Source organism: Patulibacter sp. SYSU D01012, from assembly GCF_017916475.1.
In the GTDB taxonomy this organism is placed as follows: Bacteria; Actinomycetota; Thermoleophilia; order Solirubrobacterales; family Solirubrobacteraceae; genus Patulibacter.
The window spans coordinates 692,318-716,133 of record NZ_JAFMTB010000001.1; the positions used below are offsets into that span (position 1 = coordinate 692,318).

At 76.9% G+C, this 23,816-nt stretch carries 23 protein-coding genes; 5 read left to right on the forward strand and 18 right to left on the reverse strand.

Annotated elements, in window-relative coordinates; translation table 11 throughout:
• Positions 1–37: 37 nt before the first annotated feature.
• Positions 38–1,726 carry a glycosyltransferase family A protein gene (locus J3P29_RS03060; protein ID WP_210491561.1) on the reverse strand — a complete coding sequence of 563 codons (1,689 nt, stop codon included), beginning with the start codon at positions 1,724–1,726 and terminating at the stop codon, positions 38–40.
• Between the two features lie 79 nt (positions 1,727–1,805).
• Between J3P29_RS03060 and J3P29_RS03065 the strand changes: the two genes are divergently transcribed.
• Genes J3P29_RS03065 through J3P29_RS03080 form a run of 4 tightly spaced genes read left to right on the forward strand, consistent with a single transcriptional unit; the run spans position 1,806 to position 5,393 of the window.
• Entirely contained in the window at positions 1,806–2,243 is a 438-nt protein-coding gene (locus tag J3P29_RS03065) for a DUF6314 family protein (protein ID WP_210491562.1), read from the forward strand.
• A complete protein-coding gene (locus J3P29_RS03070) occupies positions 2,240–3,391 on the forward strand; it encodes a glycosyltransferase family 4 protein (protein ID WP_210491563.1) in 1,152 nt (383 codons plus the stop codon). Before J3P29_RS03065 ends, J3P29_RS03070 begins: the two co-directional genes overlap by 4 nt.
• A 10-nt stretch (positions 3,392–3,401) precedes the next feature.
• On the forward strand, positions 3,402–4,418 hold the full coding sequence (galE, locus tag J3P29_RS03075; RefSeq protein WP_210491564.1) for a UDP-glucose 4-epimerase GalE: 1,017 nt from the start codon (positions 3,402–3,404) through the stop codon (positions 4,416–4,418).
• A gap of 3 nt (positions 4,419–4,421) precedes the next feature.
• Positions 4,422–5,393, forward strand: coding sequence for an alpha/beta hydrolase (locus J3P29_RS03080; RefSeq protein ID WP_210491565.1), 972 nt, complete (start codon positions 4,422–4,424; stop codon positions 5,391–5,393).
• A gap of 65 nt (positions 5,394–5,458) precedes the next feature.
• Here the strand turns inward: J3P29_RS03080 and J3P29_RS03085 are convergent, their stop codons facing one another.
• The 11 genes from J3P29_RS03085 to J3P29_RS03135 form a co-directional block, all read right to left on the reverse strand.
• Positions 5,459–6,061 carry a hypothetical protein gene (locus tag J3P29_RS03085; RefSeq protein WP_210491566.1) on the reverse strand — a complete coding sequence of 201 codons (603 nt, stop codon included), beginning with the start codon at positions 6,059–6,061 and terminating at the stop codon, positions 5,459–5,461.
• Positions 6,062–6,234: 173 nt separating this feature from the next.
• Positions 6,235–6,621: an ACT domain-containing protein gene (locus J3P29_RS03090; protein ID WP_210491567.1), complete on the reverse strand. Its 387-nt coding sequence runs from the start codon at positions 6,619–6,621 to the stop codon at positions 6,235–6,237.
• Between the two features lie 22 nt (positions 6,622–6,643).
• A complete protein-coding gene (locus tag J3P29_RS03095; protein ID WP_210491568.1) occupies positions 6,644–8,104 on the reverse strand; it encodes a hypothetical protein in 1,461 nt (486 codons plus the stop codon).
• Positions 8,104–9,540 (reverse strand): MBOAT family protein, encoded by a 1,437-nt coding sequence (locus tag J3P29_RS03100; RefSeq protein WP_210491569.1) that lies wholly within the window; start codon positions 9,538–9,540, stop codon positions 8,104–8,106. Before J3P29_RS03100 ends, J3P29_RS03095 begins: the two co-directional genes overlap by 1 nt.
• 158 nt (positions 9,541–9,698) lie before the next feature.
• Positions 9,699–10,268, reverse strand: coding sequence for a hypothetical protein (locus tag J3P29_RS03105; RefSeq protein WP_210491570.1), 570 nt, complete (start codon positions 10,266–10,268; stop codon positions 9,699–9,701).
• A gap of 39 nt (positions 10,269–10,307) precedes the next feature.
• Complete coding sequence (locus J3P29_RS03110) at positions 10,308–10,883, reverse strand: hypothetical protein (RefSeq protein WP_210491571.1); 576 nt, start codon at positions 10,881–10,883, stop codon at positions 10,308–10,310.
• Between the two features lie 44 nt (positions 10,884–10,927).
• Positions 10,928–11,884: an NAD-dependent epimerase/dehydratase family protein gene (locus J3P29_RS03115; RefSeq protein ID WP_210491572.1), complete on the reverse strand. Its 957-nt coding sequence runs from the start codon at positions 11,882–11,884 to the stop codon at positions 10,928–10,930.
• 50 nt (positions 11,885–11,934) lie between these two features.
• Positions 11,935–13,209: an oligosaccharide flippase family protein gene (locus J3P29_RS03120; protein ID WP_210491573.1), complete on the reverse strand. Its 1,275-nt coding sequence runs from the start codon at positions 13,207–13,209 to the stop codon at positions 11,935–11,937.
• A 3-nt stretch (positions 13,210–13,212) separates the two neighbouring features.
• Positions 13,213–14,241 (reverse strand): glycosyltransferase family 4 protein, encoded by a 1,029-nt coding sequence (locus tag J3P29_RS20600; RefSeq protein WP_210491574.1) that lies wholly within the window; start codon positions 14,239–14,241, stop codon positions 13,213–13,215.
• Position 14,242: 1 nt separating this feature from the next.
• Positions 14,243–15,529 carry a nucleotide sugar dehydrogenase gene (locus J3P29_RS03130; RefSeq protein WP_210491575.1) on the reverse strand — a complete coding sequence of 429 codons (1,287 nt, stop codon included), beginning with the start codon at positions 15,527–15,529 and terminating at the stop codon, positions 14,243–14,245.
• A 9-nt stretch (positions 15,530–15,538) separates the two neighbouring features.
• A complete protein-coding gene (locus tag J3P29_RS03135; RefSeq protein WP_210491576.1) occupies positions 15,539–16,441 on the reverse strand; it encodes a WecB/TagA/CpsF family glycosyltransferase in 903 nt (300 codons plus the stop codon).
• A 233-nt stretch (positions 16,442–16,674) separates the two neighbouring features.
• Here J3P29_RS03135 and J3P29_RS03140 point away from each other — a divergent pair, with 233 nt between their 5' ends.
• Entirely contained in the window at positions 16,675–17,676 is a 1,002-nt protein-coding gene (locus J3P29_RS03140; protein ID WP_246851405.1) for a GDP-mannose 4,6-dehydratase, read from the forward strand.
• A gap of 7 nt (positions 17,677–17,683) precedes the next feature.
• Here J3P29_RS03140 and J3P29_RS03145 read toward each other — a convergent pair whose 3' ends face one another.
• The 6 genes from J3P29_RS03145 to J3P29_RS03170 all read right to left on the reverse strand — a co-directional run bounded on the left by J3P29_RS03145 (position 17,684) and on the right by J3P29_RS03170 (position 23,803).
• On the reverse strand, positions 17,684–18,448 hold the full coding sequence (locus J3P29_RS03145; protein ID WP_210491577.1) for a hypothetical protein: 765 nt from the start codon (positions 18,446–18,448) through the stop codon (positions 17,684–17,686).
• On the reverse strand, positions 18,441–19,925 hold the full coding sequence (locus tag J3P29_RS03150; RefSeq protein WP_210491578.1) for a DUF2142 domain-containing protein: 1,485 nt from the start codon (positions 19,923–19,925) through the stop codon (positions 18,441–18,443). Before J3P29_RS03150 ends, J3P29_RS03145 begins: the two co-directional genes overlap by 8 nt.
• A 24-nt stretch (positions 19,926–19,949) precedes the next feature.
• Complete coding sequence (locus J3P29_RS03155; RefSeq protein WP_210491579.1) at positions 19,950–21,107, reverse strand: glycosyltransferase family 1 protein; 1,158 nt, start codon at positions 21,105–21,107, stop codon at positions 19,950–19,952.
• Positions 21,108–21,165: 58 nt separating this feature from the next.
• On the reverse strand, positions 21,166–21,753 hold the full coding sequence (locus tag J3P29_RS20605; RefSeq protein WP_349239758.1) for an acyltransferase: 588 nt from the start codon (positions 21,751–21,753) through the stop codon (positions 21,166–21,168).
• Positions 21,754–21,839: 86 nt separating this feature from the next.
• Positions 21,840–23,153, reverse strand: coding sequence for a glycosyltransferase (locus J3P29_RS20610; protein WP_210491580.1), 1,314 nt, complete (start codon positions 23,151–23,153; stop codon positions 21,840–21,842).
• Entirely contained in the window at positions 23,150–23,803 is a 654-nt protein-coding gene (locus J3P29_RS03170) for a class I SAM-dependent methyltransferase (protein ID WP_210491581.1), read from the reverse strand. The genes J3P29_RS20610 and J3P29_RS03170 overlap by 4 nt, the downstream gene beginning before the upstream one ends.
• Between the last annotated feature and the right edge of the window lie 13 nt (positions 23,804–23,816).

A 23,816-nucleotide genomic window follows, 5' to 3' on the forward strand; every position in this document is an offset into this window, starting at 1 on the left:
CCGGACGGGGCCGGGGACGGGGCGCCGCCGCCCGCGCTCAGCGCGGGGGTGCGGGCACGTCGTCGTGGCGCGCGACGGTGCGGATCTCCCAGCGCGGCAGGTACGGGCGCTCCGCGAGCAGCGCCCGGGCGGCGGCGACGGCGTCCCCGCGGTCGTAGGCGGTGCCGGCGGGCGCGTCCAGGTGCGCGACGGGCAGGGCGTCGACGATCCCCAGCCGCCAGCCGCGCTCGGCGGCCACGGCGGCCCAGTGGGCGTCCAGGCCCCACCCCATCCCGGCGTCGGCGGGGAACGGCAGCAGCACGTCGGCGGCACGGCGCGAGAGCAACGTGACCGGGCCGATCTCGACGAACGTCGTCTGCCGCCACGCGCTGCCGGGATCGCGCCGCGTGACGGGCCACGCCGCGTGCCCGTGGCGGCGGTGCGCCGGCTGCGCCAGGTCCAGCTCGGCCGCCACGGCGAGCGCCAGGAAGCGGTCGAGGAAGCCGTCGTCGAGCGCCACGTCGTCGTCGACGACGAGCAGCCAGTCGGCGTCCAGTCGGCCGTCGGCGTCGAGGGCGGCGTCCTCGATCACGGCGAACCGCGGGCGCCCGGCGGGGTCCTCGGCGCGCAGGTCGACGGCGTGGCGGAGGGACGAGAGCGGGCCGCGCAGCGCGTCGACCGTGGCCGCGTGCTGCGGCCGGGCGGCGATCACCACGCGCACGTGCTGGCGCGGCGTGGCGGCGGCGAGCGCGTCCAGGCGCTCCAGGACGCCGGACCGGCGGACGCGCGCGTCGAGCAGGGCGTCGTGGGCCCGCAGCACGTGGGCGCGGCGGCCGGCGACGTGGCCGCTCGTGCCGGCGAGGAAGTCGTCCTGCCCCGGCGTCGCGGGGCCGGCCGGCGCGTAGCCGGTCAGCGCCTCGTGCAGCCGGCCGGCGGCGTGGGCGGTCGTCCAGCGGTGCGCCGGGTCGCGGTGGCGCAGCAGCCCCGCGACGTTGCGGGCGACCGCCACGGCCTCGCGCGCCGCGCCCGGCGCCCGGCCCGCGCGCAGGTCGGCCTGCCGTGCGGCGTGGCCGCGGTGCCACTGCGCCCGCGACAGCGCGCGCGTGGTCGCGTCGCGGCCGGCGCGGCGGTGCCAGACGCCCGCGGCGGCGACGTACCGCACGTGGCCGCCGCCCGCGAGCACGGCGCGCAGCCACTCCTCCTCGTCGCCGCTCGGCATCGTGTGGGAGGGGTCGAAGGGGCCGAAGCGCGCGACCGCGCTGCGCCGCACCGCCAGGTTGGCGCCCCACAGCCGGTCGATGGGGCCGTCCTCGTCGGGCTCGCGGACGAGCGCGCTGATCGGCGGCAGCCGCGCGTCGCCCGGCGCGGGCGGCCGGCCCTCCAGGCGCACCCGCACGGGCCCGCCGAGCGCGTCCGCGTCGGGGTGCGCGGCCGCCGCCGCCTGCAGCGCGTGCAGCCAGCCCGGGACGACCTCGACGTCGTCGTCGAGGAAGCAGACCAGGTCGGCGTCCGTCGCGGCGATCGCGGCGTTGCGCGACGCGTTCAGGCCGCGGCGCCGCGGGTGGGTGACGCAGCGCGCGCCGTGGCGGGCCGCGACCGCGCGCGTCCCGGCCGACGGGCCGTCGTCGACGACGAGCACCTCGGCGCCCAGCTCGCGGGCCTGCGGCATCACGGACGCGAGCGCGTGGTCGAGGTACGCGGGCCGTCCCGTGGTCGGGATGGCGACGGCGACGCTCGGGCTCGGCACGGCGCGGAGGCTAGAGGACGCCGCGGACCGGGCCGCCCGCCGCGACGGGCGAACGGGCGCCGCGCCGTACCCTTCCGGCATGCCCGCGCCGTCCCTCGTCCCGGTCCGCGACCCGCGCGCGTTCCTCGCCGGGACGTGGGCGATCGACCGCGACATCCACGACCACCGGTCCGGGCAGGACGGCACGCTCGAGGGCGTCGCCACGCTCACGCCCGACGGCGACGGCGGCCTGGTCTGGGCCGAGCGCGGCACGATGCGCCTGGGCGGCTTCGTCGGCGCCGGCACCCGCACGACGCTCGTGCGGCCCGAGGCCGACGGCTGGGTCGTGCGCTTCGACGACGGCCGGTACTTCCACCCGCTCGACCTGGCCACGGGCGCCTGCCGGGTCGACCACCCGTGCGGCGAGGACCACTACGCCGGCGAGATCCGGGCCGAGGGCGAGGGCCGCCTCGTCGTCGCCTGGCGCGTCGTCGGGCCGGCGAAGGACCACACGATCGTCAGCCGGTACACGCGGTGATCCTGCACCTGCACCACCGCTACCGGACCGTCGGCGGGGAGGAGCGCGCCGTCGCGGCCCTGCGCGCGCTGACGGAGGAGCGGCTGGGCGAGCCGACGGCGCTCCTCGAGCGCGACTCCGCGGGCGTGGGGGCGGCGCGCGCGGCGGCGGGGCTGCTGCGCGGCGGCCTGGACCCGGACGAGGTCGGCCGGGCCGTCCGGTCGCACGGGGCCCGGATCGTCCACGCGCACAACCTGCACCCCACCCTGGGCGTGCGCGCGCTGCGGGCGGCGCGCGCCGCCGGGGCGCGGGTCGTCCTGCAGCTGCACAACTACCGCCTGGTCTGCTCCGTCGCCACGTGCGTGCGCGACGGGCACGACTGCACGCTGTGCCACGGGCGGGACACCCGGCCGGGCGTGCGGCACCGCTGCCGCGGCAGCGTGCCCGAGGCGCTGGCGTACGCCGGCGGGATCAGCCTGCAGCAGCGAGCGCTGATCGCCGCGTGCGACGTCGTCGTGGTGCCGAGCGCCGCGGCGCTGGAGCGGCTCCGCGCGCTCGGCGCCCCGCTGCCGGACGGCCGCGTCCACGTCGTGCCGCACCCCGTCGCGGCCGGCACGCCGATCGTCCCCGATCCCGCGGGTCCGGCGGTCGTGGCGGGTCGGCTGGCGGCGGAGAAGGGCGCGGACGTGGCGATCGACGCGGCCCGGCGCACGGGCCGGCCGCTCGTCGTCGCGAACACCGGACCGCTCGAGGACGCGCTGCGGGCCGCGGCCGCCGACCTGCCGCACGTCTCCTTCGCCGGCCGCCTCGATCCCGCGGGCCTCGACGCGCTGCGGGCCCGCGCGGCGGTCGAGCTCGTGCCGTCGCTGGCGCACGAGACCTTCGGCCTGGCCGCCGCCGAGTCCCTGCTGCGCGGCCTGCCGGTGGTGGCGAGCGACGTGGGCGCCCTCCGCGAGCTGGTGCCGGACGAGGCGCGGGTGCCGCCCGGCGACGCCGACGCGCTCGCCGACGCGTGGACCCGCCTGGCGGGCGACGCCGCCGCCGGCGCCCGCGGCCGCGAGCGCGCGGCGCGGCTGACCGACCCGGCGACCGTCGCGGAGCGGCTGGCCGCCGCGTACGCCCGCGCGACGGACGGCGGCGCTCAGTCCGCCTCCAGGGTCGCCGCCTAGACTCCCGGGCATGGCGTGGCTCCTCACCGGCGGTGCCGGGTACATCGGCTCCCACATCGTCGAGGCGTTCCGCGGCGCCGGCCGCGAGGTCGTCGTGCTGGACGACCTCTCGTCCGGCTTCGCGGAGTTCGTCCCGGACGGCGTCGTCGTGCACGAGGGCCGGGTGGAGGACCCCGCCGCCGTGGCCGCGGCGCTCGACGCCCAGCCCGTCGACGGCGTGGTCCACCTGGCCGGCCTGAAGTACGCGGGCGAGTCCGTCCACGTGCCGCTCGACTTCTACCGCGCGAACGTCGAGGGCACGCGGGTGCTGCTCGAGGCGATGGCGGCGCGCGAGATCGACCGGCTCGTCTTCTCCTCGAGCTCGGCCACCTACGGGACGATGGAGGGCGAGGTCGTGACCGAGGACGCCCCGCAGCGCCCCGAGAGCCCGTACGGCGAGTCCAAGCTCGTCGGGGAGTGGCTCATCCGCGACCAGGCGCGCGCCCGCCCGGCGCTGCGCCACACCTCGCTGCGCTACTTCAACGTCGTCGGGTCGGGCTCCGAGCACCTCGTCGACCACAGCCCGTACAACCTCTTCCCCCTCGTCTTCCGCGCCCTGGCCCGCGGCGAGCGCCCCAAGGTCTTCGGCGACGACTACCCCACGCCGGACGGCACCTGCATCCGGGACTACGTGCACGTCAGCGACCTGGCGGAGGCGCACCTGCGCGCCGCCGTGCTGCTGGAGGAGGGGCGCGAGCTGGCGCCGGCGTACAACGTCGGCCGCGGCGAGGGCGTCTCGGTGCGGCAGATCGTCGAGACCATCCTGCGGGCCGTCGGCGAGGAGGCGCTCGGCTACGACGTCGTGCCGCGGCGCGGCGGCGACCCGGCGCGCATCGTCGGCTCGGCGCGGCTGATCGAACGCGACTTCGGCTGGAAGCCCGACCTGGACCTGGACGCGATGGTCGACGGCGCGTGGGCGGCGTGGAACGCGCCGGGCACCGCCGAGCGCGAGGCCCGGCAGGACGCCGCGCGGGCCGCCCGGGCCTGAGCCGTGGGCGCCGCCGCGTGGCGCCGCGTCGCGCTGGCGGCGGCGTGCCTGGCGCTCGCCGGCTGCGGCGGCGGGGAGCAGGCGCCGGCGGGCGGCGAGTACGCCGACGCCGTGCCGGCGGCCCCCTGCGTGCCCAGCCAGCTCGACGACCCGGCGTACGCGGCGCCGCCCGGCGCGTCGACGACCGCGCTGGGGCCGACCGCCGCGCCCTACGAGCTGCAGGCGCCGGCGGGCCGGCCGCGCGGCGTGGCGCTCGTGATCCACGGCGGCGGCTGGGTGGGCGTCGGCACGAAGCAGCTGGCCGCGATGCGGCCCGACGCGGCGCGCTGGCTGGCCCGGGGCTGGGCGACGGCGAACGTCGACTACCGGCCGTGCGGGCAGAGCCTGGACGACGTCCTCGCGCTGCACGACCTGATCCGCGCGCGCATCGGGCCGGACGCGCCGATCGTCGCCGTGGGGGCGTCCGCGGGCGCCCACCTGGCGCTGATGCTGGCGGTGCTGCGCCCCGACTCCGTGCGCGGCGTCGTCGCGATGGCGCCGCCGACGGACCCGGTGTCACTGGGGCGCGAGACCGTGCGCGATCCCGCCACGGGGGCGCAGACGGCGCAGCCGCCGCGCGACCTGGCGGCGGTCTGGCGCGGCGCGTTCGGCGACCGCTGGCTGGCGGTGTCGCCGGTGCGCCGGGCGGCCGAGATCCGGGCGCGGGTGCTGCTGGCCCGCGCGACGACGGACCCGCTCATCCCGGCCGCGCAGCTCGACGAGCAGCGGGACGCGATCCGGGACGCGCACGGCTCGGCGTGGGTGCGCCACCTCGAGCTGGCCCCGGGACCGGTCGACTTCCCGCACGCGACGGTCGCGCCGGCCGAGCACGACCGCTTCGTCCGCGCCGAGGACGCCCTGGCGCGGCCGTGGCAGGACGAGCCGCCCGCCGCCCCGGAGGCGTTCCCCGGCTGGTGGGGCGCCCCGACGGGCTGACCCCGCACGCGGCGACGCCCGCGCCGGGGGCGGCGCGGGCGTCGGGACGGAGCGGCGGGGCGGGCTCAGCCGAGCCAGGGGAACCGCTGCACGAGCGCCGTGCCGCGCCAGCGGTCGCCCAGGCCCAGGGTGCGGTCGGCGCCGATGGCGACGAGCACGAGGAGGGTGCCGGCGTAGATCAGGTGCTCGTCCATGAAGGGGTTCGTCTCGGGCCACAGGTGCGAGCTCCACATGAGCAGGACCATGAGCACGCCGCCGATCGTGGCCAGGCGGCTGGCGATGCCGAGCATCAGGCCGGTGCCGACGGCGAGCAGGCCGAACATGAAGAGCACGGTGACGATCGTGCTGCCCGCGAGGGAGTGGTACAGGCCGGCGAACGGCCCGGTGGCGCTCGCCAGGTAGCCCTGCGTCGGGTTGCCGCCGTCGATCCAGCCCTGACCGGACGGGGTGGCGGCGCCGAGGCCGAAGAGCTTGTCGACGAAGGCCCACAGGAAGAGGAAGCCCAGGCCGATGCGGGTCCCGCCGGCGGCGTAGCGGGCGATCCGCGGGGTGGCGGGCGCGACCGGCGCGGGGGCGGTGGCGCGGGGCTCCGCGGGCGGGGCCGGCGGGGTGCGGTCGACGGTGCCGGTGGGGCGGTCGGCGACGAGGTTGGTGGTGGTGATGCTCATGGTGGTTGCGACCTTCCGGAGTGGGGATCCGGTTGCATCCACAACGGTACGGTCGGGGGCGACCCGCGCCATCGGGGGCCCTCCGCGCGCCCGGGAGGGAACCCCGCCGGGTCGGGACCGGGGTTCGCGGCAGCGCGGCGCGGAGAACCACGGAGCCGCGTGCGGGGCCCGCGTCAGCCGGCGAGGGCCCGCAGCGCGTCGTCGGCGCGGTCGCGCGGGACGAAGAGGTGGTCGTGGAAGTAGCCCGCCACGACGTTGCACGAGATGCCCGCCGCGGTCAGGCGCCGCGCGACCTCGGCGGTCAGGCCGACGGCGTCGAGCGCCGAGTGGACCGACAGGGTGATCCACGTGGCGGCGAAGTCGGCCGGCAGGCCCGCGGCCCGCGCGGCGTCGAGCGGCACGACGAGCGTGGTGCCCTCCGCCTCGGCGACCGTCACGACGGGGTCCAGGCCGGCGGGCACGGGCGCCCCGGGCGGCAGCGTGGTGAACGTCCAGACGCCGGGCCGCGCCACCGGCTCCATCGTCGTCAGCAGCCGGTCCAGGTCGCGCTCGCCCGTCATGGGCGCCACCGTAGCGGGCCGGTCAGCGCGCGACGCGGGCGCGGCCGTCGAGGAGCAGCTCCTCGGGCCGCCCGACGACGGTGCCGGCGGGGCCGGTCAGGCGGACGACCAGGTCGGAGGCCCGGCGGCCCGCGGGGACCGGCAGGTACAGGAAGCCGCCCTCGACGGTCTGCGCCGGGGTGCCGCACGGCGACGCCGGGCCCGCCTGCGGCTCCTGCGCCATGCCGACCACCGACGGCGGCGCGCCCGCCGGGGCGGCCGGGAGCGTTCGCAGCGGGATGCGCAGCAGGCGCGGGACGGCCCGCACGTCCGGACCGGCCGTCCGCACGCGCGCGAGCGCCTGGCCGTCGGCGCCGAGGGTCACGGCCCGCCGGTCCTGCGGGGCGCCGTCGGTGCGCTCCCACGCCGCCGCGCGCCCCCCGCGCAGCTCGCCACCCACCAGCGAGACGGGCCGCCAGCACACGTGCACGAAGTCGCGGACGTTGCGGCCGACGATCTCGGTGACGATCGTGCGGGCGCGCTGCATCTTCGTGTCGCAGGTGCCGGTGTCGACCTGCGGCCAGGTGCAGTCCGGCTGGCCGGGCAGCACGCGGTCGCGGATGCTGGCGGTGCCGACCTGGGTGAGCATCGACCGGTCCAGCTGGGAGTCGCCGACGAGCAGCACGTCGCCGGCCGGGAACGGGCGGGACGGCGTGCGCAGCGTGCGGACGGTGGCGTCGCGGTCCGTGCGCTCCAGGCCCAGGAAGGGTCCCAGGTCGCCGGGCCGGTCGATCTGCGGGCCGCGGCCCAGGCCCACCTCGCGCGCCAGGCCGGGCCGGATGCGGTCCAGGACCGCGCGGACGAACGTCTCGCGGCCGGCGGCGTTCCAGTGCGTGTCGCTGCGCAGGAACGTCGGCTCGCCGCGCCGCTCGAGCGTCTCCAGGGGGGCCTGGACGTCCAGGCCCCCGGGCGTGCGACGCAGTCGGTCGTGGATCCGGGCCTCGAGGCGCTGCACGCAGCGCACGGCCTCGTCGTCGAGCCCGCGCAGGTCCTGCGGGTGGGTCGAGATCTTCGACCCGGCGACGAGGACGCCGGCGCGGCGGCCGGACGCCACGAGCGTCCGGGCGACGATCTCGGCCGCGTCCGCCGGGTCGGCCGCGGGGCGGAAGTCGGGCGTGCAGGCCTGCAGCTCGGGCCGGTAGTACAGCCACCCGTCGCGGCCGATGACGACGTCCTGGTTGGGGCTGTCGTGGAACAGGTCGACCGCCAGCCGTCCGCGCGCCTCGATGGCGTGCTGGCGCAGCGGCAGCCGGTCGACGAGCGCCTTGTCGAGCTGCGCGAACGTCTCCTCGCGCTGCAGCGTGCCGCGGTTGAGGTCGGGCAGCGGGGTCGGCGGTCGGTTCTCCAGGTTCGACTGGCGGGCGCCCAGCGCCCAGCCCGCGACGGGCAGCAGGAGCAGCAGCACGAGCCAAGCGGCGGGGAGCAGGCGGAGCGCGCGGCGCATCAGAACTGGAAGTACAGGAAGGGGGAGTAGTCGCTCGAGAACGCCATGGCGAGCGCGATCGGCAGGACGGCGGCCAGCAGGGCCACGCGGGCGACGAGGACGCGGCGCCCGGTGCCCTCGACGAGCGTCCGCCCGCCCGAGCGGTGGCCCGGGAGCAGCACGATGCAGGCGCCGACGAGCAGCGCGGCGAGCGTCTGGTGCCCGAGCGCGACGTCGACGGTGGCGGTGGTCCCGCCGGTGGGCACGAGCATCACCCGGTAGTAGTGGGCGGCCAGGTGGAGCGACTCGGCGCGGAACAACACCCAGCCGATCAGCACGATCAGCAGCACCGAGGCGCGCCGCAGCCACGGCAGGCGGACGGCGTCGCCCACGCCGTGCCGCCAGCCCATGCGCCGCTCGATCATCAGCCAGGCGCCGTGGTACAGGCCCCACAGCAGGAACGCCCACCCGGCGCCGTGCCAGATGCCGGTCAGGACGAAGACGATCAGCAGGTTGCGCTGCGTGGCCGCCGGTCCGCCGCGGCTGCCGCCGAGCGGGATGTACACGTAGTCGCGGAACCAGCGCGACAGCGTGATGTGCCAGCGGCGCCAGAAGTCGGTGATCGACAGCGACGAGTACGGGCGGTTGAAGTTCTCGGGCAGGCGGAAGCCGAGCATCATGCCGATGCCGATCGCCATGTCGCTGTAGGCGGAGAAGTCGAAGTACAGCTGCAGCGAGTAGGCGACGGCGCCGAGCCACGCGGACGACGTCGTCAGCGTGCCGTCGGCCGCGGCGGCGAACGCGGCGTCGGCGACGGGCGAGATCTGGTCGGCGATCAGCACCTTCTTCGCCAGGCCGTGGGCGAAGCGGATCGCGCCGCCCTGGACCATGTCGATCCGCGGCCGCGGCTCGCGCAGGTCGTGCTGGATCTCGCGCAGGCGGACGATCGGCCCGGCGATCGAGCGCGGGAAGAGCGACACGAACAGCAGCAGGTCGATCGGGTCGCGGCGCGCCTCCACGTCGCCGCGCCACACGTCGACGAGGTAGCTGACCTTCTCGAACGTGAAGAACGAGATGCCGATCGGCAGCAGGATCTGCAGCGTCCCGGGGCTGCCCAGGCCGAGCACGTCGACCAGGCGCGCGACCTGCTCGGACAGGAACCCGGCGTACTTGAACCACGCCAGCAGGCCCAGGTTTTGCGCCAGGCCGAGCAGCAGCAGCCCGCGCGCCGCCCGGGTCCGGCCCCGCGCCCGCAGGACGGCCATCCCGCGCGCCAGCGCCCAGTCCACGAGCGTCGACGCCAGGATGACGAGGACGAACTCCTGGACGCCCCAGGCGTAGAACAGCACGCTGGCCGCCAGCAGGACGAACCGTCGCAGCCGCACGGGGGCGGCCCACGTCGCCAGCAGGACCGCCGGCAGGAAGAGGAAGAGGAACGTCGGTGAGCTGAAGACCACGGGGCGGACCGTCGCCGCGAGGGGGCCGGGCGGAACGGTCGCGGCGCGGTGCGCCGACGAGCGACCCTAGCGGCCGAGAGCCGACCAGCGCGCCACCGCGGCGCGGAGCGGGCCTCGACCGGGACGCCGGCGGCGACCCCGACGCGCTGCGCGGACGCTCAACGGACGCGGAACCGCGCCACGCGGGTGGACATCGCCCGTGCGCCGTTGGCGACGGCGGCACGGACCACGTAGGCGCCGGGGCGCAGCCCCGTCAGCGGCACGCGGATCGTCGCCCGGGCGCGGCCGCGGACCGTCCGGGAGCGGTCGATCGTCCGGGGGTGGCCGCCCCGCCAGCGGCGACCGTCGAACGTCTCCGTCCGGGCACGGCCCCGGACGCGCACCGTCCGGCGCACGTCCACGGCCGCCAGCCACAGCCGCGTCTCCGGGTCGGCCATCCGGACCGTGATGCTGCGCGGCGGCGCGGACGACGACCGGCGCCCGAGCACGATCGACGCGGTCGGCGCGGTCGCGTCGACCGTCGGCGGCGCGGGAGCGGCGTCGGGCGGATCGCCGAGGTCGGGCAGGCCGTCGCCAGCACGGTCGCCGGGAACCGCCGGGCCGGAAGTCGCCGGGACCGGCGACACGGGCGCGGGTCCGGCGGCCCCGGCGGTCGCGGGCACGGTCACGAGGAGCGCCGTGGCGGCGAGGAGCCCGGCGAGACCGGGCGCGAGGGTCGGGGCGCGCATGGCCGTCAGGGTAGGGCCCGGACGGCAGGCCCCGCCGGCTCAGCGCAGGCGGAAGCGCGCCGTCTTGGTGGTGTCGCGTCCGGTGCGGTTGCTGACGGAGACCGTCAGCCGGTAGCTGCCCGGCTTCAGCTGCTTGAGCGGCACCTTCACCGCGACCGCGGCCCGGTCGCGCACCTTGAGCGGCACCGCCAGGGCGGTCCGGTCCCAGCGGCGGCCGTTCCAGGTCTCGGAGCGGGTGCGCGTCCCCGAGCGCACGTCGCGGGTCAGGACGTACCGGCCCGTCCGCAGCTTCGACTCGGGGTCCGACGCCCGGACCGTGACGGACTTGGCGGCCGTGACCGTGCGACGGCGCGGCAGCTCGATCCGCACGACGGCCGGCGTGTCGTCCGCGATCGGCGCCTCGTCCGTCCAACGCAGGGGGTCGTTGGGGTACCGGTCGATGGCGTCGGGGAAGCCGTCGCAGTCGGCGTCGGACGGGCAGCCCGTCGCGCCGGGGATCGGCACGGTGAACCGCGGGGCCGCGGGCGTCGCCGCCCCGGCGGGCGCCGCGGCGCCGAACGCCGCCGCGACGACGGCGGGAGCGATCACGAGCGAGGCGCGGCGGGCAGGACGCATGGCCCCAGGGTAGCTCCGCCGGCCGCCGCGCACGCCCGCTCCGGTCACACGGTGGTGCGCAGCCAGGCGACCGTGTCGGCGATGCCCTTGTCGAGCGGGATGCGCGCCTCCCAGTCCAGCAGGCGCTTCGCCTTCGAGACGTCGGGCCAGCGGCGCCGCACGTCGACGTCGAACGTCGGCAGGTGCTCGAAGCGCAGCTCGTCCGTCCGTCCACACTGCTCCCAGATGACGGCGCAGACGTCGGCGACGGTGCGCTCGTCGCCGGCCGAGATGTTGAAGTCCTCGTTCAGGCCCGCCGCGTGGCCCGTCGCCGTGACGATGCCGTCGGCGATGTCCTGCACGTGGGTCAGGGTGCGGGTCTGGTCGCCCTGGCCGAAGATCGGCAGCGGCGCGCCTTGGGGCAGCGCCAGCACCTTCTTGATGACGTCGGGGACCATGTGCGCGATGCCCGGCTCGTCCTCGGGCACCTCGCCCGGGCCGTAGGCGTTGAACGGGCGCACGATCGTGTAGGGCAGGCCGTGCTCCGCGTGTGCGGCCTTGACCTGGATCTCGCCGGTGAGCTTGGAGAAGCCGTAGGCCGACGTGGGGGCGGGGACCCGCTCGACGTGCTCCTCCTTCGTGGGGAACTCCGTCGTGTTCTCGAACACCATCGAGCTCGAGACGTACGTGAAGCGCTCGACGCCCGTGGCGATCGCCGCGCCCATGACGCTGTTGTAGAGCGACGAGTTCACGTCGGTCAGCGTGTACGGCAGCTTGTGGAAGTTGCCGATCCCGCCGACGATCGCGGCCAGGTGGATGACGTGCGAGCAGCCCTCCATCGCGCGCTTCGCCTCGTCGCGGTCGCGCAGGTCGCCGCGGTGGATCTCGCAGCCCTCGCGCATCCAGTCGGGCGCGTCGCGCTGGTCCGACACGCGGACCTCGAAGCGGGGATCGCCGAGGAGCCGGCGGACGACCGCGGTGCCGATCGTGCCGGCACCGCCCGTGACGAGAACGCGAGACATTGGCCGGAGGGTATCGGCCGTCGCGGGGCCTTCGCGGCGCGTGCCGGACGTCAGCCGCTGCGGCCCGGACGGCGGGGCGCGAGCAGCGCGATCGCGTACAGGACGGCCGCGGTGGTCTCGCCCAGGACGGCGGCGCCGGCCGCGCCGCGCGGGCCCCACAGCGACGAGAAGACGGCCGTGGCGGCCAGGCTGAGGACGAGCACGCCGATGGCGATGGCGATGGCCGGGCGGGCGCGGTGGGCGGCCAGCAGCAGCATCGCGCCGGCCATCGCGCAGAAGGCGCCGGGCAGCGCGAACGCGTGCAGGCGCAGGACGTGGGCGGCGCCGGGGAAGTCCGGACCGAGGACGTCGACGATCAGCCCGGCGGCGGCCAGGCACGTGACGGCGCCCGCGAGGCCCAGGCCGGCGGCGAACGCCAGCGTGTTGCGGGCCGTCCGGCGGAACGTCGCGGCGTCCTCGCGGGCGTCGCGGGTCATCATGGCGAAGGCCCCGCTGATCGCCGTCTGCGCGACGCCGAGCGCGGTGGTGATGACGCGGAACGAGAGCGCGAACTCGGCCGAGCCGGTCTGGTCCAGGATCGCGTCGCTGACGACCTGCCCCAGGTACGCGTACATCTGCGCGGCGGTGGTGGCGACGGCGAACACGCTCGCGGTGCGCAGCAGCGAGCGCATGACGCGGCGGTCGAAGAGCGGCGCGATCGGCACGGTGCCGCGGACGGCCCGCGCGCTGACCCAGGCCATCGTGATCGCGAGCGGCAGGTAGACGGCGACGAGCACGGCCGCGGACGCGCCGGCCAGCGCCAGCCCGATCGTCAGCACGCCCAGCAGCACCTGCCGAGCCCCCTCGATCAGCGCCAGCCGGTGCAGCTGCAGCTCGGCCTGCAGGACGGCGTTCCACGAGTAGTGCAGCGAGTAGACGACCAGGCCCACGGCGGCGACCGCCGTGCCGGCCAGCAGCGAGGCGGAGAAGCCGGCCAGAGCGCCGTAGACCACCATGCCGACGGCGGCCGGCACGACGAGGACCGCCCGCAGCGCGACGAGGGCTCGGTAGCGGGGGACATGGTCGCCGCCGCGGTCGTCCGCCAGCTCGCGGACGGCCAGGTTGGCGAGCCCCAGGTCGGAGACGATGCCGACGATCGTGATCAGCGAGAGGACGGCGGTGTAGCGGCCGTACTCGTCGCCGAGGGTCCGCGTCAGCACGCCGACCGCGGCGACGTTCAGCAGGTTGCCGACGACGAACGCGGCGGCCCGCGAGCCGCCGCCGCCGACGACCGCGCGGATGGCCCGCCGGCGCTCCGCCCGCTGTGCGTCCTCGGCCGTCGTCATGGGTCAGGCGGCGAGCAGGGCGGTCGCCATGCGCTCCGCGACGCCGTCCCAGCGGGCCCAGGCGCCGTGGCGCTCGGCCTTCGCGGCCAGGGCCGCGTGCGTCGCCGGCTGCGCGAGCGCCGCCATCGCCTCGCGGATCGCGCGGCCGTCGTGCGGGTCGACGAGCAGGCCGCCGTCGCCGATCGCGTCGGCCGCGCCGCCGACCGTCGTGCCCAGGCTGGGCACGCCCGCCGTCGCGGCCTCGGCGTACGCGATGCCGAACGGCTCGGTGGTCGACGGCATGACGAACGCGGTGGCGCCCTCGAACAGCGCCCGCAGCCGCTCGCGGTCGCGCACGCGCCCGTGACCGATCACCCCGGGCACGTCGACCGCGGGGTGCTCGCCGACCAGGTGCAGCTCGGCGCCAGGGATCGCGAGCTCGCGGAACGCCTCGACGACGCGGCGGCCGTTCTTGCGCTCCCACTCCAGGCCGACCCACAGGTAGCGCGGGGGCGCGGGCGGCAGGCGGCGCGGGGTGCAGACGATGTTGGCGCCCATCCCCACGACGACGACCTTCTCGGCGGGCACGCCGAAGTCGCGGACGACGGAGTCCGCCGCCCAGCGGCTGGCGGTGAAGCAGACGCGCGCTCGGCGGTAGGTCTCGGCGTGCCGCCGCGCCCACCCGGCGCGCAGCCGCGGCCGCAGGCTCAGCTGGGCGATGGTCATGTCCTCGTACGTCGCGTCCACGCGCGGCAGCCGGTACGTCGCACCCAGCTGCAGGACGACGTCGTCGTCGAGCGGCAGGCCGCGCAGCGCGCGGCTGCGCAGGGCGACGACGGGCGCGGGCCAGTTGAGCGCGCCCTCCGTCTGCCGCAGCGCCCGGACGCCGAGCGCCAGGGCTCGCGTGAGCGCCGGGGAGCCGTCGGCGGACGCCCGCCGCGGCCGCCAGCCGAGCGTCTCGAAGCCGCGGCGCAGCGAGTCGGGGGTGCCGGACCACGCCCACGGATCGGTGGGCTCGCCGTGCGAGACGATCGCGATCGAGGCGCCCTGCACCTCAGGCGGCTCCGGCTCCCGCCGGCGCGTGCGCCCCGCGCCGAGCCAGCTCGGCCGCGACGCCGAAGACGGTCTCCTGCCCGAAGCAGTTCCACGGGTCCGCCAGGACGGCGTTCGGCGCGGCCAGCTCGGCGATCCGCTCGAGCACCGCGTGGTCCTGCCACGCGGAGTGGTTCGTCGCCAGCACCACGGCCTCGGCGCCCGCGACGGCCTCGTCCAGGGTCAGCGTCGAGGACGGGCTGAGCGGGTCGTGGCTGGCGACCAGGCCCAGCTCGCGCTCGAGCAGGCGGATGAGCTTGAACGACAGCGAGTCGCGCTCGTCGTCCGTGTCGCCCTTGAACGCCAGGCCCAGGACGGCGATCTTCCGCCCGCGCAGCGTCTCGCCGGCCAGGCGGCGCTTCAGCCCGTCGACGAGGAACAGCGGGACGGACTCGTTGACGCGCGAGACGGCGAGCAGCATGCCCGGCGCGGGGGAGCGCTCCTCCGAGAACGTGAAGTCCTTGCGCAGGCAGGTGCCGGCGGTCATGCCGGGCAGCTTCATCCCGCCGCGCGGGTAGTCCCGGTTGATCAGGTCGATGACCTCGAAGACGTTCGCGCCGTACTGCTCGCACTCCATCATCAGGCGGTTCGGCAGCGCGAACATCGTGTACCGCAGGATGTTCGTCCAGATCTTCGCCAGCTCGGCCTCGATGGGCGTCGTCTGGACGACGGGCGCGCCGAGCGCCCGGAACGGCTCCGCCGCGACCTCGCCGGAGCGTTCGCCGACGCCGCCGACGATGCACGGCAGCGTGCCGATCTCGGAGAAGAACTTCGCCGACGCGATGCGCTCGGGGACGTGGGCGACGAAGATGTCGTGGCCCACCTGGAAGCCGCGCTGCATCTCCAGGTAGCCCGCGACGAACTCCGTCGTGCCCGGCGCGATGGTCGAGCGCAGGACGACGCAGTGTCCCTCGCGCAGGTGCGGCAGCAGGTCGTCCAGCACGCTGCGGATCTGACTGACGTCGATCTCGATGTGGCTGAACGACGGGGTGCCCAGGGTCAGGACGATGTGGCGGGCGCTCGCGGCCCGGGCCACGTCCGAGGTGACCTCGAACCGGTCGGTGCCGTGCACGCGGGCGAGGACGTCCTCGGCCCCCGGCTCCTCGAACGGCATGCGGCCGTCCTGGACGGCCTGGACGATCTCTGGCTTCGCGTCGACCCCGATCGTGCGCAGGCCGCTGTCCGCGAAGGCGAGCGCCAGCGGAAGCCCCACACGACCGATGCCGACGACGGCGACGTCGTGATCCACAGGGAGAGGCTAGCGCCCGGCGGGAGTGGCCCGGCGCGGCCGGCGGGCCCGGCGGGCCGGCGGCGGCCCGGGCAGCAGCACCGGCGCGACGCGCTGGCCGCGCAGGCGCTGGCGCAGCAGCTGGGTGCCGAAGCGCGCGACGAAGAGCGGGTTGTAGCGCGCGTAGCGCTTCCACAGCCGGCCGGGCTCCTGCAGCAGGCGGAAGAGCCACTCCAGGCCCATCGGCTGCATCCAGGCGGGCGCCTGCGGCACCAGGCCGGCGTGGAAGTCGAACGCCGCGCCGACGCCGACGAGCACCGGGGCCTCGAGGCGCGGGCGCATGCGCGCCATCCACTTCTCCTGCTTCGGCACGCCGATGCCGACCCACACGACGTCCGCGCCGGACGCGTTGATCCGGGCGACGACGTCCTCCTCCTCGTCCGCGCTGAGCGGGCGGAAGGGCGGCGACCAGCCGCCGACGATCTGCAGGCCGGGGAAGCGGCGCTCCAGGTTGGCGCGCAGCGTGTCGAGGGCGCGCTCGTCGCGGCCGCCGTAGAGGTAGATCCGCGTGCCGTTCTCGGCCGCCCGGGCGCAGTGGCGCTCCATGAGCGTGGGGCCGTAGACGCGGTTGGGCAGCGCGTGGCCGAGCAGGTTCATCGCCCACACGAGCGGCTGGCCGTCGGGGACGGTCAGCGAGCTGCCGAGGACCGCGGCGCGCAGCTCGGGGTCCTCCTGGCAGGCCATGACGGTGTGGGTGGCGGCGACGCAGACGTAGCCCTGGCGGCGCGTCTGGACCATCGCGTCCATCCACTCGAGCGCGCGCTCGTACGTGGTCAGCGCCATCGGCACGCCGGTCACCTCGACCTGCGGCGGCGGCGTGACGAGCGTCAGGAGGGCGTCCGCTTCGGGAGGGCTGGGGGCGGTGACGGGCATGGTGAGAGGAGGCCGCGCGACGGCTGGGACGACCGGTTCCCGCGGCTCATGGGAGGGAAACCCGCCGGAGCCGCAGAAGTTGCGCGGTCCAGGAACGATACCGGCGATGCCGTCGACCTCGTGTGCTGCAGGTCCCCCTGCAGGCGCGCCCGCGCGCGGAGCCGGGCCGGCGGCGGCGCCCCCGTCGCCCGGATACCCTGCGCCGGGATGCCGCGCGAGGACGAGGACCACGCATGAGCCGCCGCGTGCTCATCACGGGCGTGACGGGACAGGACGGCGGCTACCTGGCCGAGCGGCTGCTCGCCGGCGGCGACGAGGTCGTCGGGACGGTCCGGCGCCCCGACGGCGCGCTCGCGGCGGCCGGCCTAGGGCACCTGGAGGGCCGCGTGACGCTCCTGCCGGCCGACCTGCTCGACGCCGCCAGCGTGCGGCGCGCGATCGCCGAGGCCCAGCCGGACGAGATCTACCACCTGGCCGCGCCGACGTTCGTCCCGCACTCGTGGGAGGACCCGACCGAGGTGACGCAGGCCATCGTCACGGGCACCGCCGCGGTGCTGGCCGAGGCCGGGGCCCGCGACGGCGTGCGGGTGCTCGTCGCGACGTCGAGCGAGATCTTCGGCGACGCCGGCGTCTCGCCGCAGGACGAGGACGCGCCGAAGCGGCCGCGCAGCCCGTACGGCGTGGCGAAGCTCGCCGCCCACGGCCTCGTCGGCACGCTGCGCAGCCGCGGCGACCGCTTCCTCGTCTCGGCGATCACCTTCAACCACGAGTCCCCCCGCCGGCCCGAGCGCTTCCTGCCGCGGAAGGTCACGGCCGGCGTGGCCGCGATCGCCGCCGGGCGCGCCGACGAGCTGACGCTGGGCGACCAGCGGGCGGTCCGCGACTGGTCGCACGCGAAGGACGTCGTCGCCGGCATGGTGCTGGCGCTGCGCCACGACGAGCCGGGCGACTACGTCCTGGCGTCGGGCGTGCCGCACACCGTCGGCGACCTGGTCGACGCGGCGTTCCGTGCCGCGGGCGTCGAGCGGCACGTCACCGGTCCGGACGGGCAGCCGCGCGACCGGGTGCTGGTGGACCCGCGCTTCGTCCGGCCGCCCGAGGAGTGGCCGCCGGTCGGCGATCCCGCCCGCGCGCGCCGCGTGCTCGGCTGGCGCCCGGAGCACGACTTCGAGGCGCTCGTCGCCGAGATGGTGCGCGCCGACCTGGAGCGCCTGGGCGGCGCGCCCGGCGCCTGACGGCGGCTCAGTCCCGCGCGTCGGGCACGGCGGCCGCCGGCCCGGCCGGGGCGTCGCCGGCGCCGGGCTCCGCGTCCCGGGCGCCGCCGGCCGGCGCCGGCGCGTCCCGGCCGGGGACGTCCTCCTCGGCGCGCCGCAGCGCCGTCGCCGCCAGGGCGGCGGCGCCGAGCACCAGGACGAGCAGCACCAGCAGGTACACGGCCGGCGCCAGGCGCGGCGAGCGGAAGAGCGTGGCCCGGTCGAGCACGTCGGGCACCAGCGACAGCAGGGAGCGCGGCTCGCGGCCGAAGCTCAGGGCCAGGTCGACGATCGCGTCGTCCCCGCCGTCCACGCGCAGCTGCGAGGACTCGACCGCAGCCCCGGAGCCGTACAGCGCCAGCGGCACGGTCCCGTCGTTGCGCAGGCAGACGCTCAGGTCGCGCCCGCCGATGCTGCGGCCGGTGTCGACCCGCAGGGTGCTGCCGTCGCGGTACCCGGCCGCGACGCGCCGCCGGACGAGCACGTCGCGCCCGCGGCGGACCGTGACGGTCAGCGCCGGCCCGGGCTTCGTGTAGGTGCCCACGGGCAGGCGGACCTGGTCGAAGTCCGTGCCGTCCGGCACGGCGATGGGCGCCTGGCACGCCTCCTGGCGCGGCTTCAGGTCGACGGCGACGCCGCTCGGCGGGGCGCCCAGGCTGAACGCCTGGTCGTCCCGCTTCACCGCGCCGAGCACGACGAGGAGTAGCACGCCGGCGGCCACCACGGCGGCCAGGACGGTGCCGGCCCTACGCATAGAAGCGCTCCAGCACCATCGCCATGGCGAAGACGTTCAGGACGAGCAGGCCGCCGAGCGCGGCGCCCGCGACGGGGCCCGCGGCGCGGCGCGGCAGCCAGCGCAGCGCGCGGGCCAGCGCCAGGCCGGCGATCGGGGCGAGCGGCAGCAGGTAGCGGCCCTGGATGAAGCCCTTCCCGCCCTTGCCGAACTCGGTCACGTGCAGGCCCGCGAGCAGGCCGACCACGACGAGGACGACGAACGCGACGACCGCGGGATCGAACCGCCGCCGGTCGCGCCACAGGCCGCCGAGCGCCAGGGCGGCGACGGCCAGGCAGAGCAGCAGCAGGACGACGTAGACCCAGCCGGGGAAGTTGACCTCGAGCCAGCCGAACGTCCCCCAGGCCCCCTTGAAGAACACGTCGTAGACGGGCAGCGGCGGGGCGCCCTGCACCGGGTCCATGAACGGCAGCATCGGCAGGTAGAACTGCCACACGTACGAGACGAGCTTCGGGATCGAGATCGGCGTGCCGCCGACCTCGGCCGCCTGCGCCGACGTCGCGGTGCCGGTCAGGCGCGACACGACCACCCACACGCCGAAGGTCACGAGGAGCGCCGCCGCGGCGGTGGCGAGCGCCGGCAGCACCGTCCGGCCCGCCCCGGCCTCGGCCGAGCGTCCGCGCCACGCCCGCCAGGCCGCCACGCCGAGGGCCACGAAGACGGCCGGCACCAGGGCGTAGCTCGTCGCCTTCACGACGAGGGCCAGGCCCAGGGCCAGGAAGAGCGCGCCCGCGCGCCCGGGCGTCAGGCCGCGCCGCAGCAGCCGCACGCCCAGCCACAGGACGAACGCCCACGTGGCGAAGAGCGCCGGGTCCGGGTTGACGGACGCGCTGATGAACTGCGTCATCGGCGCCAGGCCGACGACGCCGGCGACCGTCGTCTGCAGCAGGCGGTCCCGCGTGAGCAGCTCGCCCGCCAGCAGCCAGGCGCCCACGACGGCCCCCAGCAGCCACAGCAGCGACACGAGCCGCACGGCGGTGACCCGGGTGAAGAAGTCCCCGCCGGACGCCGCCAGGTACGCGGGCGTGGCCGTCAGGTAGTAGAGCGGCGGGTTGCTCGACGCTGGATTCGGGCCGCCGCCGTCGGTGCGGGCCGCGTCGCCCGCCCGCTCGTCCGCGGCGCGCCACGCGCCGAAGGCCCGGGCGCTCCAGGTCAGGTCCACCTGCACGATGCCCGGGGCCCGCAGCCCGTTCGAGGCGTCGAGCGCGTCGAGCTCCTCGCTCGAGATCGGCGGGGCCGTGGCGGTCTTTCCCGGCAGCGAGCCGGTCTCCGCGAAGTGCTGGACGTAGCCGATGTGCGCGAACTCGTCCGGCGCCTGGTTGGCGGGGGTGACGAGGATCCAGCCGAGCCCGAGCGCCAGGACGGCGAGCAGGAGCGCGGCGAGGGGCCGCGGCACGGCTGGGCGGCGCCGGGCGGCCTGCGATCGGGGAAGAGCCACGAGCCCGACGACGGTACCAGCGCCTCAGCGGGCGTGAGCCGCGCGCAGCGCCTCGTCGTAGACGTCGAGCACCCCGGCGGCGCACCGCTCCCAGGTGAAGGTGGCGGCCTGCGCCCGGCCCGCGGCGCGCAGCCGGTCGGCCTCGGCGGGGTCGTCCAGCAGCCGCGTCATCGCCGCGGCGATCGACGCCGGGTCGTGCGGGTCGAACAGCAGCGCGGCGTCGCCGGCGACCTCGGGGAGCGACGTCGCGTTCGAGCACGCCAGCGGCACGCCGCGCACCATCGCCTCGAGCACCGGCATCCCGAAGCCCTCGTACAGCGACGGGTACACGCAGACGTCGGCCGCGGCGTACAGGCCCTCCAGGTCCTCGTCCGCGATCCACCCGGTCAGGACGACGCGGCCGGTCAGACCCAGGCGCGCGACCTCGGCGACGAGGGCGTCGTGCTCGCGCCCGTGGTGGCCGGCGACGACGAGCCGCACGTCGTCGTGGCCGGGGTCGAGCCGCGCGAACGCCTCGAGCAGCCGGGGCAGGTTCTTGTGGACGAGCGCGGCGGACACGCAGAGCGCCAGGCGGCCGTCGCCCAGGGCGAGCCGCTCGCGCAGCTCGGCCTCGGGCGTCGCGGCGTCGGCGGGCCGCACGCCGCTCCCCAGCAGCACCGGCCGCACGCGCTCGGCGGGCACGCGCAGCCGCGCGACGACGTCGCGCTTGACGGCCTCCGAGATCGTGATGACCCGCGTCGCCCGCCGCGCCGCGGGGCCGACGAGCGCGCGCAGGCCCATCAGCGCCGCGGGCGGGAAGGTGCCCGGGTACGCCTCGTAGATCAGGTCGAGGATCGTCACGACGCTCGGCCGGCCGACGACCGGCGGCGACGTCGTCCCCAGCGAGTGCAGCAGGTCGACGCCGGCGCGGGCGGCGGCGCCCGGCAGCAGCGTGACCTCGGCCGCCACGCGCGCCGGCTTGTTGCGCGCGGTCACGGGGACCTCGTGGACGCGGACGTTGGCCGGCCAGCCCTGCGCGCGCAGCGACGGCGCCGCCTCGCGGCCGGCGTAGGCGGTGAAGCGCACGTCGGGGCGGGCGCGGCCGAGCGCGTCGACGAGCTCGTGCGCGTAGATCTCGCTGCCGCCGACCTCGCCCGGGACGAGGTACAGCAGGTTCAGGCCGACGTGGCGCAGCTCGGGCACCGGCCGAGGATGCCACGGGCGGCGACGGGCGGGCGCGGCGCCCGGGCCGGACTCCCGCTCAGATCAGCCAGGCGGCGTCGCCCTTGTCGAACGCGTACGTCAGGTCCCGCGGGCGCTCGCCGATCCTCTTCGCCGGGACGCCGCCCACGATCGCGTACGGCTCGACGTCCTTCGTCACGACGGCGCCCGCGGCGACGACGGCGCCCTCGCCGATCGTCACGCCGGGGAGCACGACGGCGCGGAAGCTCAGCCACGCGCGGTCGCCGATCCGCACCGGCGCGCCGACGCCCGCGAAGTCCGGCGAGCGGTGGTCGTGCTGCTGGGTCCAGATCGCGACCTCGCTCGACAGGTTGACGTTGCGGCCGATCTCGATGCCGTAGCGGCCGTCGAGGGTCGCCCACAGCCCGACGATCGAGCCCTCGCCGATCGTCACGTTCTGCCCGGCGCGGATCTCGCGCCAGCGGTAGAGCTGGGCGGACGGGTGCAGCCGCACGCGCAGCGCGGTGCGGGCCAGGCGGTCGCGCAGCCACCGCACCGGCAGCCGGCCGATCCACTCGCCGGCGAGCATCTCCACCCCCTGGATCACGGGCCACAAGCGGGCGCCCAGGCCCCGGTCGCGGGCGGCGGTGACGAGCGCGTCGAGCACGCGGGCGATGCTAGCGACGGGCGTGCCAGCGGTCGCCGCGCCCGCGGCCGCGGCCCCCGCGCCCGGCGGCGCCCCGTGCCACGCCGCTACAGGCGCGGCCAGTCACGCAGCCCGACGGCGTCGAGGGCCCGGCGGGCCACCCGGTAGCCGTGGTGCCGGGCGGCGTGCCCGGGCCGCAGCGTGCGGCGCGGGGCGGCCGGGGCGTCGTCGCGCGCGACGTAGTCGACGAGCGGCTCTGCGACCGCGTCCCAGCGGTAGCGATCGGCCAGGCGGCCGAGCGGCCCGGCGTACGCGTCGCGGCCGGCGTCCAACACGCGCGCGAGGGCCGCGGCGCAGCCGGCCACGTCGCCGGGGGCGAAGACGGCGCCGGCGCCCTGCTCCTCGACGTGCGTCGCCAGGTCGTCCCCGGTCGTGCAGACGACCGGCAGGCGCGACCAGAAGCAGTCGAGCAGCCGCGTGCGGAACGCGAACCGCGTCTCCAGGTGGTCGTGGTGCGCGTAGAGCGCGGCGTCGGCCTGCAGCAGCCAGTCCGCGCGCTCGTCGTACGGCACCCAGCCGTCGTGGAAGACCACGTGGCGGTCCAGGACCTCCAGCTCGGCGGCGGCGCGGCGGGCGAGCTCGGCGGTGCGCTGGGCCGGCACCTGGGTGGCGGCGCCCATGAAGACCAGCCGCACCGTCGGCCGCGTCGTGGCGAGCTCGGCGACGGCGCGGACGGCCGTCACCGGATCGAGCCACGGCCACACGCCGCCGTTCCACAGCACGACCTCGTCGTCGGGGCCGATCCCGGGGAAGACGTCGCGCGGCCCGGCGGCGCCGGTGCGGGCCGCGTCGCCGGCCGGCAGGCCGAAGGGGACGACGTCGATGACCGAGCGCAGCGTCGGGTCGTGCCGGTAGCGGTCCCCGTCGATCAGGCGCTCCGCCAGCAGCATCCCCAGGTACAGGTCGCGCTGGCCCTCCGTGGCGCACAGCAGCAGATCGCCGGTGCGCAGCGCCTCGACGATGCGGTCGGTGGCGAACTCGGTCAGCGCGTGGCCGACGCGCGGGCGCAGGCCCGCGAAGCCGCCGATGATCTCGAGCGGCTGCGGGACGTACAGGTCGAAGACGATCCGCACGCCCGACGCGCGCAGCAGCCGCATGAGCGGCGGCCAGCCGGGCAGCGCGACGGCCACGTCGACGCGCCCGAGCACCGCGCGCAGGCCGTCGGGGTGCTGGGGGTCGTAGCCGACGCAGGGGATGCGGTCGACCTCGTCGGGCGGCGTCCCGACGCCGGCCAGGACGACGTCGGCGGTGCGGGACAGCACGCGCGCCAGCTCGAGCGCCCGGATGCTCGTGCCCGCGACCTGGCCGTCCAGGCGGTCCTGGCTGACGACGAGGACGCGCGGGCGGGCGGCCGGGCTCACGGGCGCTTGCGGCCGGCGACGACGAACTGGCTGGTCAGGAACGGCGCCCACCGCTCGCCCAGGCCCATCGCGATGCGCCGGGCGGTGCCGCTGAACGCGTACAGCCAGGTGACGTCGACGACCTCGGCGCCGGCGCCCTCGACGAGCTGCCGCGCGTCGCGGATGGTGAACCACTGCAGGTGCGTGCGGTCGTACGGGCCGACGTCCTCGCGGGGCCACCAGCCGCGCGCGAGCTCGCGGAAGGTCCGCAGGTACTGCACGTTGGGCAGCGAGACGATCACCGTGCCGCCGGGGCGCAGCCGGGCGGTCGCCGCGTTCAGCACCGACCACGGATCGACCAGGTGCTCCAGGACGTCGGCGGCGATGACGCAGTCGAACTCGCCCAGGTCCGGGGTGGCGAGGCCCTCGGCGGCGTCGGCGCAGACCACGCGGTCGAGCACCTGAGCGGCGTCGCGCGCGTACTCCGGCATCAGCTCGATCCCGACGACCTCGGCCGGCTGGCGGTCCTTCAGCGCCGCGCCGAGCGCCCCCGACGCGCAGCCGATGTCGAGGATCCGCCGGGCGTCCGTGGGCACGTAGCGCTGCACGTCGGGTCGCGGCGTCTCGTACCCCAGGCGGCGCTTCTCGCGCACGGTCTCGGCGGCGGTCATGCGCCCCAGGATC

Bases quoted from the DNA above. Each gene is read 5' to 3' on its own strand.
- J3P29_RS03065 (WP_210491562.1), top strand. From the start codon at position 1,806: ATGCCCGCGCCGTCCCTCGTCCCGGTCCGCGACCCGCGCGCGTTCCTC.
- galE (WP_210491564.1), top strand. From the start codon at position 3,402: ATGGCGTGGCTCCTCACCGGCGGTGCCGGGTACATCGGCTCCCACATC.
- J3P29_RS03085 (WP_210491566.1), bottom strand. From the start codon at position 6,061: ATGAGCATCACCACCACCAACCTCGTCGCCGACCGCCCCACCGGCACC.
- J3P29_RS03090 (WP_210491567.1), bottom strand. From the start codon at position 6,621: ATGACGGGCGAGCGCGACCTGGACCGGCTGCTGACGACGATGGAGCCG.
- J3P29_RS03095 (WP_210491568.1), bottom strand. From the start codon at position 8,104: ATGCGCCGCGCGCTCCGCCTGCTCCCCGCCGCTTGGCTCGTGCTGCTG.
- J3P29_RS03105 (WP_210491570.1), bottom strand. From the start codon at position 10,268: ATGCGCGCCCCGACCCTCGCGCCCGGTCTCGCCGGGCTCCTCGCCGCC.
- J3P29_RS03110 (WP_210491571.1), bottom strand. From the start codon at position 10,883: ATGCGTCCTGCCCGCCGCGCCTCGCTCGTGATCGCTCCCGCCGTCGTC.
- J3P29_RS03115 (WP_210491572.1), bottom strand. From the start codon at position 11,884: ATGTCTCGCGTTCTCGTCACGGGCGGTGCCGGCACGATCGGCACCGCG.
- J3P29_RS03120 (WP_210491573.1), bottom strand. From the start codon at position 13,209: ATGACGACGGCCGAGGACGCACAGCGGGCGGAGCGCCGGCGGGCCATC.
- J3P29_RS03135 (WP_210491576.1), bottom strand. From the start codon at position 16,441: ATGCCCGTCACCGCCCCCAGCCCTCCCGAAGCGGACGCCCTCCTGACG.
- J3P29_RS03140 (WP_246851405.1), top strand. From the start codon at position 16,675: ATGAGCCGCCGCGTGCTCATCACGGGCGTGACGGGACAGGACGGCGGC.
- J3P29_RS03145 (WP_210491577.1), bottom strand. From the start codon at position 18,448: ATGCGTAGGGCCGGCACCGTCCTGGCCGCCGTGGTGGCCGCCGGCGTG.
- J3P29_RS03170 (WP_210491581.1), bottom strand. From the start codon at position 23,803: ATGACCGCCGCCGAGACCGTGCGCGAGAAGCGCCGCCTGGGGTACGAG.